At 45.0% G+C, this 17,509-nt stretch carries 15 protein-coding genes; 6 read left to right on the plus strand and 9 right to left on the minus strand.

Features of this window, described 5'->3' with window-relative positions; all coding sequences use genetic code 11:
- Window positions 1-33: 33 nt before the first annotated feature.
- The 4 genes from MJ612_RS00275 to MJ612_RS00290 form a co-directional block, all read right to left on the minus strand.
- The gene (locus MJ612_RS00275) at window positions 34-777 is read right to left on the minus strand and encodes a toast rack family protein (protein ID WP_187028356.1); all 744 of its coding nucleotides are present in this window, start codon (window positions 775-777) and stop codon (window positions 34-36) included.
- Window positions 778-832: 55 nt separating this feature from the next.
- Window positions 833-3,232 carry an ABC transporter permease gene (locus MJ612_RS00280; protein WP_187028358.1) on the minus strand — a complete coding sequence of 800 codons (2,400 nt, stop codon included), beginning with the start codon at window positions 3,230-3,232 and terminating at the stop codon, window positions 833-835.
- The gene (locus tag MJ612_RS00285) at window positions 3,213-3,929 is read right to left on the minus strand and encodes an ABC transporter ATP-binding protein (RefSeq protein WP_187028360.1); all 717 of its coding nucleotides are present in this window, start codon (window positions 3,927-3,929) and stop codon (window positions 3,213-3,215) included. Before MJ612_RS00285 ends, MJ612_RS00280 begins: the two co-directional genes overlap by 20 nt.
- Before the next feature lie 144 nt (window positions 3,930-4,073).
- Window positions 4,074-5,324, minus strand: a complete 1,251-nt coding sequence (locus tag MJ612_RS00290; protein ID WP_187028362.1) for an efflux RND transporter periplasmic adaptor subunit — start codon at window positions 5,322-5,324, stop codon at window positions 4,074-4,076.
- A 289-nt stretch (window positions 5,325-5,613) separates the two neighbouring features.
- Here MJ612_RS00290 and MJ612_RS00295 point away from each other — a divergent pair, with 289 nt between their 5' ends.
- The 3 genes from MJ612_RS00295 (at window position 5,614) to MJ612_RS18375 (ending at window position 9,725) form a co-directional block, all read left to right on the plus strand.
- A complete protein-coding gene (locus MJ612_RS00295) occupies window positions 5,614-7,005 on the plus strand; it encodes a sigma-54-dependent transcriptional regulator (RefSeq protein WP_187028364.1) in 1,392 nt (463 codons plus the stop codon).
- Entirely contained in the window at window positions 6,995-8,356 is a 1,362-nt protein-coding gene (locus MJ612_RS00300) for a sensor histidine kinase (protein WP_187028366.1), read from the plus strand. Before MJ612_RS00295 ends, MJ612_RS00300 begins: the two co-directional genes overlap by 11 nt.
- A gap of 100 nt (window positions 8,357-8,456) precedes the next feature.
- Entirely contained in the window at window positions 8,457-9,725 is a 1,269-nt protein-coding gene (locus MJ612_RS18375; protein ID WP_187028368.1) for a MutS-related protein, read from the plus strand.
- 50 nt (window positions 9,726-9,775) lie between these two features.
- On the opposite strand, the gene trxA is transcribed toward MJ612_RS18375, so the two are convergent.
- Together trxA and MJ612_RS00315 are read right to left on the minus strand one after the other, a co-directional pair.
- The gene (gene trxA / locus MJ612_RS00310) at window positions 9,776-10,084 is read right to left on the minus strand and encodes a thioredoxin (RefSeq protein ID WP_187028370.1); all 309 of its coding nucleotides are present in this window, start codon (window positions 10,082-10,084) and stop codon (window positions 9,776-9,778) included.
- Between the two features lie 55 nt (window positions 10,085-10,139).
- Entirely contained in the window at window positions 10,140-11,393 is a 1,254-nt protein-coding gene (locus tag MJ612_RS00315) for an MFS transporter (protein ID WP_187028372.1), read from the minus strand.
- 141 nt (window positions 11,394-11,534) lie between these two features.
- Between MJ612_RS00315 and MJ612_RS00320 the strand changes: the two genes are divergently transcribed.
- From MJ612_RS00320 to MJ612_RS00330, 3 genes are all read left to right on the plus strand, one after another.
- The gene (locus tag MJ612_RS00320) at window positions 11,535-11,831 is read left to right on the plus strand and encodes an HNH endonuclease (RefSeq protein WP_187028374.1); all 297 of its coding nucleotides are present in this window, start codon (window positions 11,535-11,537) and stop codon (window positions 11,829-11,831) included.
- Window positions 11,832-11,914: 83 nt separating this feature from the next.
- Window positions 11,915-12,976, plus strand: coding sequence for a DUF6687 family protein (locus MJ612_RS00325; protein ID WP_187028376.1), 1,062 nt, complete (start codon window positions 11,915-11,917; stop codon window positions 12,974-12,976).
- Between the two features lie 144 nt (window positions 12,977-13,120).
- Window positions 13,121-13,972, plus strand: a complete 852-nt coding sequence (locus MJ612_RS00330; protein WP_187028378.1) for a universal stress protein — start codon at window positions 13,121-13,123, stop codon at window positions 13,970-13,972.
- Window positions 13,973-13,998: 26 nt separating this feature from the next.
- Here the strand turns inward: MJ612_RS00330 and MJ612_RS00335 are convergent, their stop codons facing one another.
- Genes MJ612_RS00335 through MJ612_RS00345 form a run of 3 tightly spaced genes read right to left on the minus strand, consistent with a single transcriptional unit; the run spans window position 13,999 to window position 17,315 of the window.
- The gene (locus MJ612_RS00335) at window positions 13,999-14,403 is read right to left on the minus strand and encodes a hypothetical protein (protein WP_187028380.1); all 405 of its coding nucleotides are present in this window, start codon (window positions 14,401-14,403) and stop codon (window positions 13,999-14,001) included.
- Between the two features lie 41 nt (window positions 14,404-14,444).
- Window positions 14,445-15,269 (minus strand): thermonuclease family protein, encoded by an 825-nt coding sequence (locus MJ612_RS00340; protein WP_187028382.1) that lies wholly within the window; start codon window positions 15,267-15,269, stop codon window positions 14,445-14,447.
- Window positions 15,270-15,314: 45 nt separating this feature from the next.
- Window positions 15,315-17,315, minus strand: a complete 2,001-nt coding sequence (locus MJ612_RS00345) for a tetratricopeptide repeat-containing sensor histidine kinase (protein ID WP_187028383.1) — start codon at window positions 17,313-17,315, stop codon at window positions 15,315-15,317.
- Between the last annotated feature and the right edge of the window lie 194 nt (window positions 17,316-17,509).

Raw genomic sequence — 17,509 nt, forward strand, 5'->3', positions numbered from 1 at the left:
ATAACAGAAACTGAGTTTATACTTAGTGGCTGTTTAACCCTCTACTACGTTTATACTGCCCATGCCACCGGATACGTTTATGGTGAGTGTATGTTTGCTTTTACCGTAAGCCGCATTCTGATAGTACCCACCATTTTTCTTAAAGCCGTTCAGGTTCTTGCTGCCAAGCCCGGAGGCATTAAGTTTTACACCCGTGTTTTTAGGCAGCTTCAGGTTTACTTCGCCTATACCGCCTGCAATATCCACTTTTACGTTGTGGTTCCAGTTACCAGTCATGTCCAGGTTCAGTTCGCCTACACCGGCAGCAATTTCCACTACTTTCACAGAACTGCCTTTCAGGTTTACATCGCAGCTAACAGCTCCGGCTTCTATATCCAGTGTTTCCAGGTGGCTGTTGCTCAGGTCCAGCTTTGTTTCTCCGGCTCCCATCTTTAAGTATAAGTTTAGCGGGATGTTCTTATTCAGGCTGATGTTCCATTTGTTTTCGCCACTATTGCTCTTGTTGCTGATGTCTTTCTGTGTCATGGTCAGGTCAGCCATACCATTTTTCTTACTGAAATCCATATTGGGCTTCCAGTCGGTGCGGTTGTAGTTCACATTTGCATCGATCAGCTGTGTGGTACCTGTTTTCAGACTCAGTTCGCCTGCCGGAATCTCCAGCCGTATGGTTCCCCCTTTTGTATCAGTCAACGGTATGGTTCCTTTAAATTGGTTTGAATCCTGTGCCAGCAACGACAACGGAAGTATAAACAGCAGAGATGATAATAGCTTTTTCATAATTGAGGTTAGATATAAGGTATAAACAAAAGCCTTAGAGCCCTGCTATACTTGGTTATTGTGTACGGATAGCTTTTACAGGATCGAGCAGGGCAGCTTTAACTGCCTGAAAACTTACCGTGAGCAGCGCAATGGCCATGGCGGCCACTCCGGCAACAGCAAATATCCACCAGCTCAGGTTAGTACGGTAAGCAAAGTCCTGCAACCATTTATCCATTCCGTACCAGGCAATAGGTATGGCCAGCAGTATAGCTATAAGCACCAGCACTGCAAAATCGCGGGAGAGAAGCAAGACTATACTTCCGGTAGAAGAGCCCAGCACTTTGCGGATACCGATCTCTTTGGTTCGTTGTTCTGCTGTAAAGGATGCCAGGCCGAATAAACCCAAGCATGCGATAAATATGGTAAGCCCGGCAAAATACCCGAAAACGGTCAGCATCTTTTCTTCGGCCCGGTACTGCTTATCAAAGTGTTCATCCATAAAGAAGTACTCCATTGGGTGTTTTTGGTCAAATGCCTGCCATTTTGCCTGCACATATTCTATGGTTGCCGGCATATCCTGTGGCTTTAACCGCAACAGCAAGTATCCCGGAGAAGTCGGTGCCAGGGCCAGTACCAGTGGTTCTACTTTATTGTGCAACGAAGTAACATGAAAATCTTTTACTACCCCGATCACTTTTGCGTCCCAGTCACCTACCTGTATGCGTTTACCTAGCGGTTCCTTCCAACCCATTTTCCTAACAGCGGCTTCGTTTATAATCAAGCCACCTTTCAGGTCTGTTTTAAAGCTTCGGGAGTAGTTGCGGCCTTGCTTCACCTCAATACCCATAACATCTATAAACTCATAGTCTACAAACATGACATTCATGGTGTTTTGCAGCGTTTGCCCATTCTTTTCAGCAAAAACAAGTAATGTGCTCAGAGGCTCAGCCGGAATATTGGCCGTGTTCGACACGCTCTCGATGTTAGGGTTGCTGAGTAGCTCCTGTTTTATACTTGGCAATTGCTGCACCAGTACCGAATCCCCGACAGGTATGTCGATGGCCAGCACCCGTTCTTTGTTGAAGCCCAGGCTCCGGTTCTTCAGAAACTGCATCTGGCTAAAAACTACCAGTGTGCCAATGATCATAATAAGCGAAATGGTGAATTGCACCACTACCAGCGTACGGCGTAAGGCAGCGCTACCGCCTTTTGGCATTTTATCGGTTTTCAGAACATCAGCCGGCTTAAATCCTGACAAAAAAATGGCCGGATAACTGCCTGCAACGGCGCCAATGAACACAACAATGGCAAAAAGCGCTAGCAGTACTTCTGTCTGTAAAAAGAAATTGGCGTCGAACTGCTTTCCGGTAAGGTTATTAAAGGTTGGTATCAGGATCTGGGCCAGGGCCAACGCCAGAACAACAGCTATCAGCGTGATCAGCAGCGACTCGCCGATGAACTGCCCGATGATCTGGGAACGGTAGGCCCCGACAACTTTGCGCAAACCTACTTCTCGGGCACGTTTTGAGGAGCGTGCTGTAGCCAAGTTCATGTAATTTATACTTGCTATCAGCAACAGAAATACAGCCACAGCTGCAAAAATGTAGAGGTAGTTGATATTGCCCGGCGGAGACATATCAGACTCATACACTGTATCGAAATGGATGCTGCCCAGCGGTTGGAGTACAAAGCTCATAACGGCATCCAGTTTGTTTTCTTTTATCCAGGGGGTTACGTGTGTGGCTGCAAATGTCTTTAGCTTTTCCTGGAAAGGAGCAATCTGAGAGGCATCCCGCAGCAGCACATAGGTATAGCGGTTCATATTAAACCAGTGGTTCTCATCAGAGAGCTCATCCTGGCGTTTGGTATCGAAGGTGCTGCGTGCTAAGAAAGCGTTTGCCTGTATATGTGAGTGGCCTTTATCCTTAAACACTCCTGTTACACGGTACGAGTCCCGGCTGAATTTTAATACTTTGCCAATGGCCTCCTCAGCGCCGCCAAAGTATTTTTCTGCCATCAGGTTGCTCACTACTATAGTCCGGGGCTCATCCAGGGCTGTGGCGGGGTTACCTGCCAAAAACTCATAATCAAATACTTCAAAGAAGGCGCTGTCGGCAAAGATCAGGTTATCTTCGTTAAAGCTTTTATTGTTGTACCAGATGGTTTGTTTGCGGGCATTCAGCAGTTGGGTAACATGCTCCAGTTCAGGGTAATCGCGGAGCAGGTAAGGGGCAAGTATAGGTGCCGATAAAGCAAATCTGTTAGTCTGGCCTTCGTGCTCTATTTCGCCGGCCACACGTACGATGCGGTCTGCTTTGCTAAAGTGTTTTTCATAGCTTAGTTCATCCTGCACATATAAAAAGATAAGGATACAGGAAGCCACCCCCAGCGCCAGTCCGGCGATGTTGATGGCTGAGTATACCTTGTTACGGTACAGGTTGCGGAGCGCTACTTTAAAGTAGTTCTGCAGCATGTTTGCGTACGTTAAGGTTCTCTGTCACGATTTGTCCGTCGAAGAGGTTAACTATACGGTGCGCATATTCAGCATCGGAAGGAGAGTGCGTTACCATTACCACAGTTGTGCCAGCCTCGTTCAGTTCGGTTAATAAAGCCATCACCTCGCGGCCATGTACCGAGTCCAGGTTACCGGTAGGTTCGTCGGCAAGTATAAGGCTTGGGCTCGAAACCGTAGCACGGGCAATAGCGGCGCGCTGCTGCTGACCGCCGGATAACTGCTGCGGGAAGTGGTTGCGGCGGTGCGCAATGCCCATACGTTCCATGGCTTCGGTTACGCGTTTCTCGGTTTCGGCTTTGCTCATGCCCAGGTAAGCCAGTGGCAGGCCAATGTTTTCTTCCACAGTCAACTCATCAATCAGGTTAAAGCTCTGGAATACGAAGCCCAGGTTCTGTTTGCGTATTTTAGCACGCTGGCGTTCGCTGGCATGTGTAATATCCTGACCCAGGAATTTGAATGTACCACCAGATGGACTATCCAGTAAGCCAAGTATATTAAGCAGTGTAGATTTACCACAGCCCGATGGGCCCATGATAGCTACAAACTCGCCTTTAGCAATACGCAGGTCAACTCCTGCAAGTGCAGTAGTTTCTACAGTGTCAGTTACATATTTTTTCTGCAGCTGCTGTGTTTCGATTAATAGTTCCTTGTTCATTTTGTGGAGTAGCTTTAAATGTTTTTTAGTTTTATTTTGTACTAGCGGAGCGGATAATTTTAATTGTTTATTGTTAGTTGTTGATTGTTAGCTCTTGTTATGTAAGTATAGTTTTTAAGCAATTATCAATCAGCAATCAACTATCTATTTCAATTCCAGCCGGTCTATGTCGCCGTAGCTGTCGTAGGAGGATAGCACTACTTTTTCGCCGGGTTTCAGGCCATCAATCACTTCGTAATAGTTTGGGTTCTGGCGGCCCAGTTTTATACTTCGCTTTTCTGCAAAGTCCCCTGATTTATCTACTACAAACACCCAGTTACCGCCAGTGCTTTGGTAAAAGCCACCGCGTGGTAAAAGTATGGCTTTGGCACCATCGTTTAAGTTCAGCTTAAGTTGCAGCGTCTGGCCACGGCGTATACCTTCCGGGGTGCCATCTGCAAATTCCATATCTACCTGAAAGGTGTTGTTCTGCACTTCGGGGAACACTTTAACTACTTTCACTTTATAGGTCTTTCCGTTAAAATCGAAGCTGCCATCCAGTCCCGGATACACTTTGGAAATATAATGCTCGTCAATGTTTGCTTTTACTTTGTAGCCGTTCAGGTCATCTACCTGGCCAATGTTCTCGCCGGCTGCTTTGCTTTCGCCAACTTCTGCTTTTAAGGTAGATAACTGGCCTGTAAAAGGAGCCACTACATATAGGTTGTTTAAGGTATTGCGGGCCATATTAATATTAGCCTCCATGCGACGGATAGATTCATCGAGCTGGCGCAGTCGGTCATTCATTAATTGGGCATCCTGCTTTACTGAGCGATCTGCCAGGTCTTTGCGGCGTTTTAAGTATAAGTAATTGTCTTTAGAAGTTTCATATTCTTCTTTTGAGATCGCTCCTTCTGCTATCAGCATTTTGTTGCGGGTATAGGTGCGCTCCGCAGTTGTCATGTTATACTCAATCTCGGCCAGCTCATTCATTTTTCGGATCTGGTCCTGCTTCATGGTAATCTCTGAGTTCTGGCGCTCGTTCATCAGGTCATAGAGCTGCGTTTCGCGCGTCATAAAGTCGATCTGGAGCGTAGTGTTAGAGAGCTTAAGTATGGTGTCGCCTTTCTGCACCATTCGGCCATCATCGGTATAAATCTTTTCTACACGGCCACCTTCTGTTATATCCAGGAAAAATGTTTTAAGCGGATCGACAGAGCCATCTACTGCTATAAACTCCTGAAAAGTACCTTCCTGCACATTACCCATTGTAACACGCTGTGCTTCTACATTTAATTTAGATGTGCGCTCTGCAAAAAGCAGGTTGTAGATAACTACCACGAGTGCTAATGTAACAGCAGCTATAATGGCTATTTTCTTAGGTGTGTACTTCTTTTTCTCAATAACGCGATCCATAGTAAAGGTAATTGTAGGTCTTGTGTTTTTCTGTTTGTCAATATATGTGCCATTTTATATAACATCCTGTTTTACAGTATTTTATAGTGGTTGATAGTCTTGAGGATATATATAGACTGTCCGCAAACGTACAGTGGACTGTCTGCAAGCGGACACTCCTGAAATGCAGATATGGGGAACAACCTGAAACAGGGCGCAGACAACAGCTATTGCATGGCAGACAGTTTGATTTTTTGCATAAAAAAGACTTACATTAGTACATTCAATAATAAAAATAATGCCTTGATGTATGAGTAAAATTGCCTGCCAGATTTTAATTGTTGACGATGAAGAAGATATTCTGACGGCCGGCAGGCTGCTGCTGAAACAGCATTTTACGTATGTTAAAACCACTTCAGACCCTTACCAGATACCGGCTATACTTACAGAGCAGCCCATAGATGTGGTATTGCTGGATATGAACTATAGCGCTGGAGCTACCTCAAGCAAAGAAGGCCTGCACTGGCTGAAGCAGATAAAACAGCTTGACCCCAGTGTTACGGTTATACTTATGACCGCCTACGGCGACATAGAACTGGCGGTACGGGCGCTAAAAGAAGGTGCATCCGATTTTGTACTGAAACCCTGGAGAAACGAAAAACTTGTAGCTATACTTAAAACAGCCTGCCAGCATCGTCAGGAGCAACCTCTACCTTCAGTTGCAAAATCATCTCATTATAAAACCTTCCATTATGGGGAGTTTATAGGTACTTCGCCGGTTATGCAGCGGGTATACCAGACCATAGAGAAAGTTGCCGCTACCGACGCAAATGTGCTTATACTTGGTGAGAACGGAACAGGCAAGGAAGTAGCTGCCAGAGCCCTACACCAGCGATCAAAAAGAGCAAATCATGCCTTCGAAAAAGTGGATCTGGGTGCTGTAAGCGAAACATTGTTTGAAAGCGAGTTGTTTGGCCATGCCAAAGGAGCCTTTACCGATGCCAAAGAAGACCGGATAGGCAGAATAGAAGCAGCTAATGGCGGTACATTGTTTCTGGATGAAATCGGTAACTTATCGTTGGCGCTCCAGGCAAAGCTACTGTCAGTGCTGCAAAACCGCCAGGTGATCAGGCTGGGTACTAACAAGCCACGGCCCATTGATATCCGGTTGATTTGCGCTACCAATATGCCGCTTTACGACATGGTAAAACAGGGTACCTTCCGCCAGGATCTGCTTTACCGCATTAATACCGTTGAGATACAATTACCGCCACTGCGCGAGCGACGCGAAGATATAAAACTACTCGCCGAGCATTTTCTGGAAATATACAGTCAGAAGTATAACCGCCCTGAACTAGGTATAAGCAAAGAAACGCTTCGTCGTCTGTCAGAATATCGCTGGCCGGGTAACATTCGTGAACTGGACCATGCGCTGGAGCGTGCTGTTATACTTTGCGATGGCAACGAACTGCAAGCTGATGACTTTTATTTTGCACCGGGCGTAGATGGCATTCAGGTTTCCGATAAAGTACAGCATAGTGGGCAGGGGATATCAGAAGGCGATCATACGCTGGAAGAGCTTGAGAAAATGATGGTGCAGAAAGTGCTTGTAAAACACTCCGGCAACATTACGCACGCTGCTAAAGAACTAGGTATAACCCGCACTGCACTTTATCGCCGCATCGAGAAACATGGTCTTTAATCATTTCAGGGTCAGGTTGCTAGTACAGGTTTGCCTGGCTATGCTCAGTATGGTGGCCCTGATTGTGGTATTGTTCCGCACCGATTGGTACATTACTGCTTTCTGCCTGGGGGTGCTGCTTACGTTGCAGTTATATGGCCTGATACACTTTGTAGAACGCACCAATCGCGACATCACCAGCTTTCTGGAATCTATCCGGCAATCTGATTTTACACAGCGCTTTCCCGAAAAAGGGGGTAATCCGACCTTCAGCCATCTGTACCATTCTTTTAACGAGATATCTGATTCCTTCCTGAAGATAAAAGCTGAAAAGCAGGCGCATTATTTATACCTGCAAGCCATCGTAGAACACATAGGCATTGGTATACTTTCTTTTGATGAGAGCGGAAATGTACTGCTGCTAAACCACGTGGCTAAAGAGCAACTCAGCCTGCCTCACCTGACAAATATCAAAGCGCTAGACAGGGTAAGCAAGCAACTTCTGGATGTATTGCAGCGGATTACGAACAACGAGAAAGCACTGGTTACGCTACATCATAATCACGATCAGTTGCTGCTATCAGTACATGCCACGGTGCTGGTATCGCAGGGGAAAAGTATAAAGATCATATCGCTGCATAACATACAGGCCGAACTGGAAGAGCAGGAAGTGCAGACCTGGCAGAAAATGATACGCGTGCTGACACATGAAATAATGAACTCGGTAACGCCGGTTATCTCGCTTACATCTACAGTTACAGGCATACTGGAAGAAGAAATAAAAGCAAAACAGGCAGGCTGTGAGTTTAGTGACGAAGCCCTGGAAGATATTCAGGATGGCTTGAAAACAATAGAGCGCCGCGCTACAGGTATGCTGCACTTTGTGAAGAATTATCGCAGACTGATGCGCCTGCCATTGCCCGAACTACAGGACGTAAGTATAAATGAACTGCTTCGCGATGTGCACACCCTGATGAAGCCAGATTTTGAGAAAGAACATGTAGCCCTCGCTGTATACTTGCCAACCTCTGATATAACCCTGCAGGCAGACCCCGAACAACTGGAACAGGTACTGATAAATTTACTGAAAAATGCCATGGAAGCCTGCCGGCAAAGTAAAGCTCCGCAGGTAGAAGTGGTTGCGTATGCTGATGATAACAACAAGTATAAAGTTCGGATAGAGGTGCGTGATAACGGCTCAGGCATCCCGGATGATGTACTCGACAGGTTGTTTATACCTTTCTACACTACAAAAAGACAAGGGTCCGGTATTGGCCTGAGTTTGTCTAAACAGATCATGCGCCAGCACGGCGGCAGTATAAGAGTGAATAGCAAAGCCGGCGGACCAACGGTGTTTACGTTGCAGTTGTAGCTTACTGGTAATGAAGCAAAGTATAAAGTGTTTAATCAGCAGAGAATAAAGGGTATTAACCAACTATGATGCAGGTACAGGATCTGAGATTAAGGAAGATGTGCTTCCATTCTTCAACTTCACGAATAACTTACATGCTGAAAATCAATTGCTACACCTGCTGCATACCGTACCCGAAACAGAAATTGAAGTAGCGGAACGTACTGCCATTATCAGAGGAATGATTGGAAACTGGGCTATACTTGAACAGTTTACTTATCGCAGGCTTGATCTGCTGGAAGTGCATGCTTTCATGGATAATATGGCAGGGACAGGTGTGAGCAAACGTGAGGGCAAATTGATGAGATGGTTACGGCTGAAAGTGTTTGATTCAGAAAAAACCCAGTTGCAAGCAAAACTGGTGCAGCTAATCTTATTGCTGAATGGTTTGCAGCAGCAATACCTTAATCGCATGAATAGTGCTGTTTTTCCTGATAAATTTAAGTCTGATTTAAAATATGCTATAACATTTCTAAATAAACTAAATCTGAAAATGCATTCAGAGCTTGTGCAGGAGCATAGGTTTCGTCTAGGAAGTATAGTTACTTTTTCAAAAATACTTTCCACACTTGACCCGCAGGAGATAACAGCTTTTTGGAAATTCTTCTTCTCTTTTGAAGCGCATTGGTCGGTAGCCAAAGCTATACAAACACACAGATTCACATTTGCTGCTTTTGAGGATAATGGTTTTCAGATCACCGATTTTTATCACCCGGTTGTAAAAATGCCTGTTAAAAATTCTGTTGCGATAGATGCCGTGCAGAATGTGGTCTTACTCACTGGCCCAAACATGTCGGGCAAATCTACCTTGCTTAAAGCTATAAGTTTATGTGTTTATCTTGCCAGAATTGGTTTTCCTGTGCCGGCTTCTGCCTGTACTGTTCCTTTTTTTCAGACAATTGCTGTAGCCATTAACCTGAATGATAACTTACATGATGGTTATAGTCATTTTATGGCGGAGATAAATAATCTGAAATCAGTGCTAGAGGCCACACACAGCGGGATGAAGTGTTTTGCCGTGTTTGATGAAATATTTAGAGGCACAAATGTAGACGATGCACTGGAAATAACACGCGCAACTATAGATGGATTGGCAACCAAGAAGGGATCCTGTTTCTGGGTTTCAACACACTTGCTGCAACTCGAAGAACAGCTTAGTTCGGATAACAGAGAAAGTGTACAGAAGTATTGTATAGAATGTTTGTTACAAAATGGAACACCTACCTTCACCTATAAACTTCAACATGGTTGGTCACAGTTAAAGATTGGTAAGATTTTTTTTGAAAAGGAGGGGCTAGGCAAACTCTTAGGAAGTACCGTAATTGCTTAAACTATAAAAGCTGAAGACACATCTGTATCAACTCTTACAACTGGACTAAATTAACTAACATACTGCTTTATAACCTGCGCTAACTGGTTACCCGGCAACGCACCTGACTGTCGCCAGACAGCCTGGCCTTTATGGAAAAGTATAAACGTAGGCACACCCTGCACACGGTACTGTGAGGCGGCAGCCTGATTGTTATCCACGTTCACTTTTATCACCTTCAGCTTACCCGAAAACTCCGAAGCCACCTGTTGTATAACTGGGTTCATGGCTTTGCAGGGGCCGCACCAGTCAGCATAAAAATCAACTAAAACCGGCATGCCCGGGCTACTGATCAGTTCGTTAAAAGATTTCTTAGCCATAGTTTCTCAGGTTTTGTGGTTTATACTTACGAACCAACTCCGGAAAAGTATAAGCCTAGCCAACAGTCTTGATGTAGCGCACTGCCCAAATAGTTACAAGCGTAATGAGACACGCCAGCACACCATCCCAGTTAAAATGCAGCAACTTGCCATCCGCAGCTTCCTGCACAATTAACCCTGATAAAAATGCTGCCACCCCCGCACTTAACTGCTGCACAGATGAATTGATGCTCATAAAACTGCCGCGCAGTTTAGGCTCTACGCTGGAAGTAATAAGTGACATAGCTGGTACAAACCGGGCTCCAAAGAAGATGAAGAACACCGTGGTAACCATAAGTGCCATATAATGAGGTACTGGTGGCAGATTCGTAATCAGTAAAATAGGTATAAGCGAAAGTAATGCTGAAATAATAAACACTTTGTGCTTACCATGCTTATCTGCCAGGCGGCCTGCCCATTGCGAAGTAAACACGGTAGCAATACCACCAAACAAATAAATATAGCTTAGCTCAGTTTCAGAGAAGCCCACATTGGCTACCATATAAGGGCTTATGAACGGAACCACCAAAAATCCTGACATCGTAAGCGTGATCATCAAAGCCATGGCCCATTGCAGGTTTCGTTTTTGCAGGATCTCTTTTAGTACCAGGAAAGGGTTTTGCTTGACCGCATTGGTGAGGTGGCCACGCATAGGAGGGAGCAGTTTAAAAGATGCCAGTAATACCAGGAAGCTCAAACCAGCCAGTAAGTAAAATGGCGCATGCCAGCTCGAGATGCTGGCTAAGTATAAACCAACCGGCACACCTGCAATAGAAGCCACCGAAAAAGCAGCCATTACCTTACCTGTTGCAGCCCCACGTCTTTCTTCGGGTATGGCATCGCCGATTACGGCAAGTATAAGGGCACCCAGCACACCACCAAAAGCACCGGCCACCACACGCGCCACCAACAGCAACGTATAACCGGGTGCAAGCGCGCAGGCTAGTGTGCCAAGCGTAAAGCCAAGGTATAAGCCCAGCATGGCATGTTTCCTGTCGAACCTGTCGATAAAGAGTGCGCTAAGAAAACCGGCTACTGCAGCACTAAACGTATAAGCTGAAACCAGCAAACCGAACTCACTTGGTGAAATGTTGAACACGCGCATCAGTTGTGGTCCCAACGGCATCATGATCACGAAGTCCATCATATGCGTAAACTGGATGGCAGCCAATGTAAAGATCAGCAGTCCTTCGCGTATTTCTTTTTTAGGAACCAGCACCTCAGCTTCCGGTGCGGCAATATCTGTATCTTGGTTCTGATGCATTTTCATAGTTTATAGTTCAGGCAAAGCAGGGTGGCAAATGTACAAATTATACATACGGAATATGTGGTAGGCGCACTTATACTTTAGCACGAAAGCGTATAAAACCTGCAGCAATAGATAAATGTTTAGTAAAATAAAGTATAGCCTATGCCAGGTAAAAAGGAGGAGCATTTTTGTGAGCTGTGCGGACGCGAAGTGCAGCATGTGTCGAGGCATCATCTGGTGCCCCGTGAAGAGGGCGGCCGCTATGGTGCAACTGCCGACTTGTGTCAGCCTTGCCATAGTACCTTACACCTTACCTTTACCAACCGCGAGCTAGCCATACTTTACAACTCTATACCTGCACTGCAACAGGCCGAGCCGCTACAGAAATACCTGAAATGGGTAAAAGGCAAGCGCCTGGAGCGTATTACTAACCGCCGTGGCCGTAATAAAAAGAAGTAAACTTATACTTGAAGTAACGACTATCCTGTAATCAGTAAGCTACAATTTTGCTTCTCTGTTGCCAGTTTCAGACCTTTATACTTATGAGCAAAAAGCAGTTTATACCTTTCTCGGAATTAAAAGATAAAAAAGCCATTATAGTTGACAGCACCCACCCGAACGGGCTTATACTTTCACATTGGCGCGGCGCACCTACCCCTAACGAGATACGAGGTGACACCAGCGCAGCTATTGTGTTAAATGCAATTCACCAGAATGTTGCCGGACTGGACTTGCCTTATGTAACTGCCAACCATTTTGATATAGACGGATTTGTAGGTGTATGGAGTTTGCTGAATCCTGAACTGGCACTGGAGCATGAAGAACTGCTGCGCCAGATGGCTTTGATAGGAGACTTCCGGGAGTTGGACCTGAACCACCCGCTGGCTGGCGAAGCGCTGAAACTGATTTGCTGGATCAATGCCCGAGAGCGCGAACTGTTTTACAAGCCTTTTGCTGCCGACGAGATGGAAGAAAAGGAAGTAGCGCAGTGCGTGAAAAAGTTTGAGTATTTCCTGCCACGATTTAAACAGGTACTAAAAGACCCGGACTGGGAACGTGGCGCCTGGGAAGATGAAGTTGGAGATGTATTGCTCGGTTACCGTACCATGTATAGCCCGGCTACCAAACTTACACGCCATCCAGAGATCGGACTTATTATCATAGAAACACCCGAACCTGTACATTATTATGCCCTGTTCAGCCGCACGGCCGGATTTGACATTGTTTTGACTTGTTATGACAATAACCGCTACGAGTTAGAGTATAAGTATACCACCTGGGTAGATATTGCCTCAAGACCAACATTGCCACGCTTACCTATGGCTGCGCTTGCCGCTAAACTGGATGCCTTGGAGCAATCTAACTATACCTGGACGTATGATTCTGTAACTGAAACCGGTCCACTGCTACGGCTTGATGGCGAAAACTTAAACCGGGAGGAAGCCTACGACAATCCCACGCAGCGTAAAATCTATAGTTCAAGTATACCTGTATCAGTGTTAAAAGTGGAGGTGGTGCAGCATTACCGTGAGGCCTATAAAGGTATAATGCCAAAGTATAACTGGTCCTGGAAAGAAGTAAAGGCGTTAGGGCAGGAAGTATAAGTTAGCACCAGTTTCTTTAGGTTGATGCATGTCTTGTAAGGTGATTGTTATCACTTTTGATTTTTTTCCGTTTATCAGATTTGGCAGGTTGCGTATACATAGCAATCTTAGCATATAAATGAACTACATGCTCAACTAAAACTCATGAAAAAGATACTCTGCCCAACCGATTTCTCTAAAACTGCCGCCAAGGCCTTAGATTATGCTATTTATATTGCCCGCAAATCTGGCGCCCACCTTTCGTTGCTGCACGTGGTGCACCTGCCTATAGTAGATACTTCAGAAACAGCGTTGGTGGCCAGCGAACTTTTAGGAGAGCAGATACGGGATGCAGGTGAGCGCCTGAAAGCAATGGTGATGCAGATTGAAGAAATGCATGGTGCTAACCGCAGCGGCGAGTTTACCTGCGATTACATCATTAAAGAAGCATTGCTGACAGACCTGGCGGAACATCTTACCAAAAACGAAGGCTACGGACTTATTGTAATGGGAACAACCGGTGGCGGAAATGCCCTTGAAGAACTCCTGATCGGCAGCAACACAGAAGCGGTGGTAGAAGAGGTAAGAACCCCTTTGCTGGCAGTACCTGCACATGCCAAGGCTCCGGATTTTACCAGAATTGTATATGCTACAGACTATATACCCGAAGACTTAACAGCCCTGCACGAAGTAGTGGAATTTGCCAACATTTTTGGCGCCTGCATAGATCTGGTGCACGTATCTAAAACGCCATCTTCTGAATCGAAAGAACGTGCAGATAGCTTCTGGAATGAGGTAATGCAGAAGTTTCCGAGTGCTACAATGTGTATGAAAGAAGTTGTGAATAAGCACTTGGACGAAGGTTTAAAAACCTATTTTGAAGAGGAAAATGCCAGTGTTTTAGCTATATTAAGAAGAGACAGAGGCTTTTTTGCAGAAATGTTCTCACAACGTCTCGCCGACCGGATGACTTACAAGGCAGAAGTACCTTTGCTGATCTTACATGAAAGAAAATAAAAAAAGCCCCGAAAGGGGCTTTTTCTTTATCTGATCTTTTTGTCGTCGAATATATCACCTAACTCTTTACTGCACACTTCGCAGTTATAGCGCCCGAATTCTTCTATAGCACGTTGTAACGATACATTCCGCTTTGTGCCTTTGCAGTCCGTAAATACCTTACATCCTCCGTCTTTGTGAAATACATCATCGTTCCCATTATCGCATACAAAAACCCTAGTGCGCTCTGAACCAGGCGGTATAATGTAAAACTTAGGAGCCGGACGGCGCTGAACTCTATCAGCGGCAGCGGTGGTTTGCTCCACAGCAGTAGTTGTGGTCTCTTGTTGCTCTGAAGGCTGGCAACCTGCTAAAAACGTGCTGCAAAGTATAAAAAATGCAAAGGCATTACCTGTTAAAGTAGGTAAACGTTTGGTTGTTTTCTTGTGCATATTAAATAGGAAATCCTGCAAATATAAAGATAGTTTTAATCTCAGCTACAGGTTTTATCAGCCCGCCTGTTATACCTCTGAATAGCAGTGGCTTCTGTTATGGTTAGCACTTCAACTTTGCAGCGCTTAAGAACTGAACAATTTTTGGTAAGATGGTAAACACTTGAGCCAGTGCTGTTACAGATGTATACATTGCGCGTAGTGGCTCCAGCAGGTAAGGCAGCAGGAGTAGTGGCTATTTTCTTATTAGCTGAAGCTGTTCTTTTATCTTTTCTATAGTCCCAGGGTGGGGTAGGGTTTGGTGCTGCCCACAGACCCCGTTTAAATCTGCGTGCATCCACTTCCAGGTTTGCAAGGTTCTGGTCTTTAGAATAAGCCTTGTAGTGCCAGGCAAAACCATTCTTCACAAGCTCTTCGTTCAGGTTGCGCCCATCCGGAAGTATAATAGTGCCTACTGTGCGGCCATAGCGGTCTTTGTTATGCTCTATCAGGCGTACTGTTTTACCGAAAGCTAAATCTGAAGTAAACTGGCGGGCTCGCTGGCCAAAGTCCTGGGTTTTCTCAGGGCTGTCAACGCCATAAAGTCTTACTTTTATAGTTTGGCCGTTACGGAGCAGCTCTATAGTGTCACCATCTTTTATGGCTACCACTTTATCGCCGGCAGTAGTAGAAGGTGTTACAACGGCTGTATTTTCTGAGGCCGGTGCGGATTGGGTTTCGGGTGTTGGAGTGGTATTTTCCTGCTGCGTTTGTTCCTGATTTGCCCTTTGGCGTTGGCGGTATTGTTCCTGTGCTTCTTCTCTGTCGGTTTGTTTACAGGCAAGGGTACAGCATAAGGCAAAGTATAAAAATAGGATGCGGAGCATATACAGGAAGTTTAACTAGTATACTTAATACAGGTTATTGTAGTTCTACACCAGCTCTGCAGTGTGTAACTTGGGAGTAGCGACTGTAGTTTGCACAAGCGCAGGTAAAGTAAATTTAAAGGTGCTGCCCTCGCCTGGGGAGCTTTCAACCCATATCTTGCCGTTGTTGCACTCTATGAAATCCTTGCATAACGCTAGTCCAAGTCCGCTTCCTTTTTCTTTTGCTGTGCCTAGCGTAGTAAGGCTACGAAGCCCAAACAGACGTGCCTGATTTTCGTCGCTTATACCAGTACCTGTATCGCGCACCGCTACCTGCAGCATGTTATTTTCTACTAACTCTGTTTCTATGGTTATAATATCATCCTGATTACTGAATTTTATGGCATTCGCGATGAGGTTACGAAGCACAAGCATAACCATATCTGTATCCGCGAGGGCACATAATTCCGGATCTGCGAGGTTGTGCAGGGTTATACCTTTACGCTGTGCCGGCAGCTCCAGCACTTTTATACTTTCCTCGGTTAATTTCTTAATACTGATGTTGTTGGTTTTAACACAAGTGCCCTGCATCTGCGACCTGGCCCAGAGAAGTAGATTATCTACTAACCAGAGTGTGTTCTCCTGTTGGTTTTCCAGCTGTTTGGCAAAGTATACAAACTTATCTTCTGTTACCTTGCCCATTGCCAGCACCTGCAGCAACGATTTCAGTGAGAGCAGCGGGCCGCGTAAGTCATGGGCAACTATAGAGAAGAGCTTGTCTTTTAACTGGTTTAATTTTTCCAGTTCTTCTTTCTGGTCTTTAAGTATAAGCGCCTGGGCTGCCAGTTCGTTTTTCTGTTGCTTAATGTTTTCGCTATACCGGCTCACTTTTCTATTCTTTACGTTAAGCTGTTTGTTCATGCGCTTCATACGCTGGTTGCCCCGGTATATCAGCACAACTACAGTTAATGCAAGAGCCAGTAGCCCGATTGTGGTATACTGAATAATGGTTTTATGTTCGATCTCCTGTTCGTGCAGCTCGTGTTCGGCTAGTAGTTTCAGGTTCTCTTTTTCTTTCTGAGCAGTCTCATATTTTACCTGTAAGCTGGTGGTCTGCCGGGTAATTTCCTCGTTGTTAATGCTATCGCTGTAAGCTACAAATTGGTTAAGGTAGCGGTAAGCCTGCTCATAATTTCCTGTCTGGCTGTAAATTGTATGAAGCACTTCAGCTGATATTTTTGCTTCTGCCTTCGAATGTAATTTCTCAGCCAGGTTTAAGCTTTTAAGTCCGAATGCAATGGCTTTTTCAGAATTTTTTAGCCCCTGATATGTTTCAGCGAGCCCACGGAAAGCGTAGATCCGGTCGTGCAGATTATTTGTTTCTATGGTTAACGCTAAACCACGTTGCAGGTAGTGCAGTGCCTGATCATACTGACCAAGTTTCTGATAGGCATCTCCAATATTTATAAGGCTTATAACGGTACCTTTTAGGTCTTTTGCTTTTTCTTTCAGCGGAAGCGCCCTCAGGAAGTATGTTAAAGCGGTATCAAAGTTTTTCTGGCGCAGGTGTACAATACCTATATTATTTAAAGCACGGCTAATAGATAATGGATCATGAATTTTGTTAGCTAAATGAAGTGCCTTATTATAATAAATAAGCGCTTTTTTATAGTTGTGCTGGTTGTTGTAAATGTTGCCAATATTATTGTAGCTCGCGCTCAGGCCGGCTGTATCTGCTAACACCTCGCGCAGTTTTATGGCTTTGTAGTAATAGTCTGCTGCAGTATTGTAGTCTCCTAAATTGTAGAAGCCGGCTCCTGTATTATTATACGCCTGAGCGAGCAGTGGTTTATCATTCAGTTTACTGGCAATCTGAATAGCTTCTTTGCCATAGGCTACAGACTGTTTTGGGTTGGAGTACCATTGGGCTTTGCTAAGTTCGTTTAATTCTTCGGCCTTATGGTGTTGTGCCACCTTCTGATGACTTGTCGGAACGTGTGCATTAGCAGCCTTTGAGTCGGGCACTATAATGAGCAGGAAAATTCGGACAAGTAGAAGTGTAATCATCAGGAGTAACGTTGTAAAGTTTGTTTTGTGTCGGAAGTATAGGCGGCTTTAACTTAGCAAATATAATATTTTAGCAATACAAAAGCATTGCTATATTGTTGTTTTAATGTACTTTAAAAAAGTAGTTTTAGGATAATTTGAAGTATAAAAAGAAAAGCCCTTCACGCAGGTGAAGGGCTTTTACAATTTGATAA

Origin of the sequence: Pontibacter deserti (assembly GCF_023630255.1) — a bacterium.
Lineage (GTDB): Bacteria > Bacteroidota > Bacteroidia > Cytophagales > Hymenobacteraceae > Pontibacter > Pontibacter deserti.

Coding starts and splice junctions, on each gene's coding strand:
- MJ612_RS00325 (WP_187028376.1), top strand. CDS start 11,915: ATGAGCAAAAAGCAGTTTATACCTTTCTCGGAATTAAAAGATAAAAAA.
- MJ612_RS00300 (WP_187028366.1), top strand. CDS start 6,995: ATGGTCTTTAATCATTTCAGGGTCAGGTTGCTAGTACAGGTTTGCCTG.
- MJ612_RS00345 (WP_187028383.1), bottom strand. CDS start 17,315: ATGATTACACTTCTACTTGTCCGAATTTTCCTGCTCATTATAGTGCCC.
- MJ612_RS00285 (WP_187028360.1), bottom strand. CDS start 3,929: ATGAACAAGGAACTATTAATCGAAACACAGCAGCTGCAGAAAAAATAT.
- trxA (WP_187028370.1), bottom strand. CDS start 10,084: ATGGCTAAGAAATCTTTTAACGAACTGATCAGTAGCCCGGGCATGCCG.
- MJ612_RS00295 (WP_187028364.1), top strand. CDS start 5,614: ATGAGTAAAATTGCCTGCCAGATTTTAATTGTTGACGATGAAGAAGAT.
- MJ612_RS00290 (WP_187028362.1), bottom strand. CDS start 5,324: ATGGATCGCGTTATTGAGAAAAAGAAGTACACACCTAAGAAAATAGCC.
- MJ612_RS00340 (WP_187028382.1), bottom strand. CDS start 15,269: ATGCTCCGCATCCTATTTTTATACTTTGCCTTATGCTGTACCCTTGCC.
- MJ612_RS00330 (WP_187028378.1), top strand. CDS start 13,121: ATGAAAAAGATACTCTGCCCAACCGATTTCTCTAAAACTGCCGCCAAG.
- MJ612_RS00280 (WP_187028358.1), bottom strand. CDS start 3,232: ATGCTGCAGAACTACTTTAAAGTAGCGCTCCGCAACCTGTACCGTAAC.
- MJ612_RS00335 (WP_187028380.1), bottom strand. CDS start 14,403: ATGCACAAGAAAACAACCAAACGTTTACCTACTTTAACAGGTAATGCC.
- MJ612_RS00320 (WP_187028374.1), top strand. CDS start 11,535: ATGCCAGGTAAAAAGGAGGAGCATTTTTGTGAGCTGTGCGGACGCGAA.
- MJ612_RS00315 (WP_187028372.1), bottom strand. CDS start 11,393: ATGAAAATGCATCAGAACCAAGATACAGATATTGCCGCACCGGAAGCT.
- MJ612_RS00275 (WP_187028356.1), bottom strand. CDS start 777: ATGAAAAAGCTATTATCATCTCTGCTGTTTATACTTCCGTTGTCGTTG.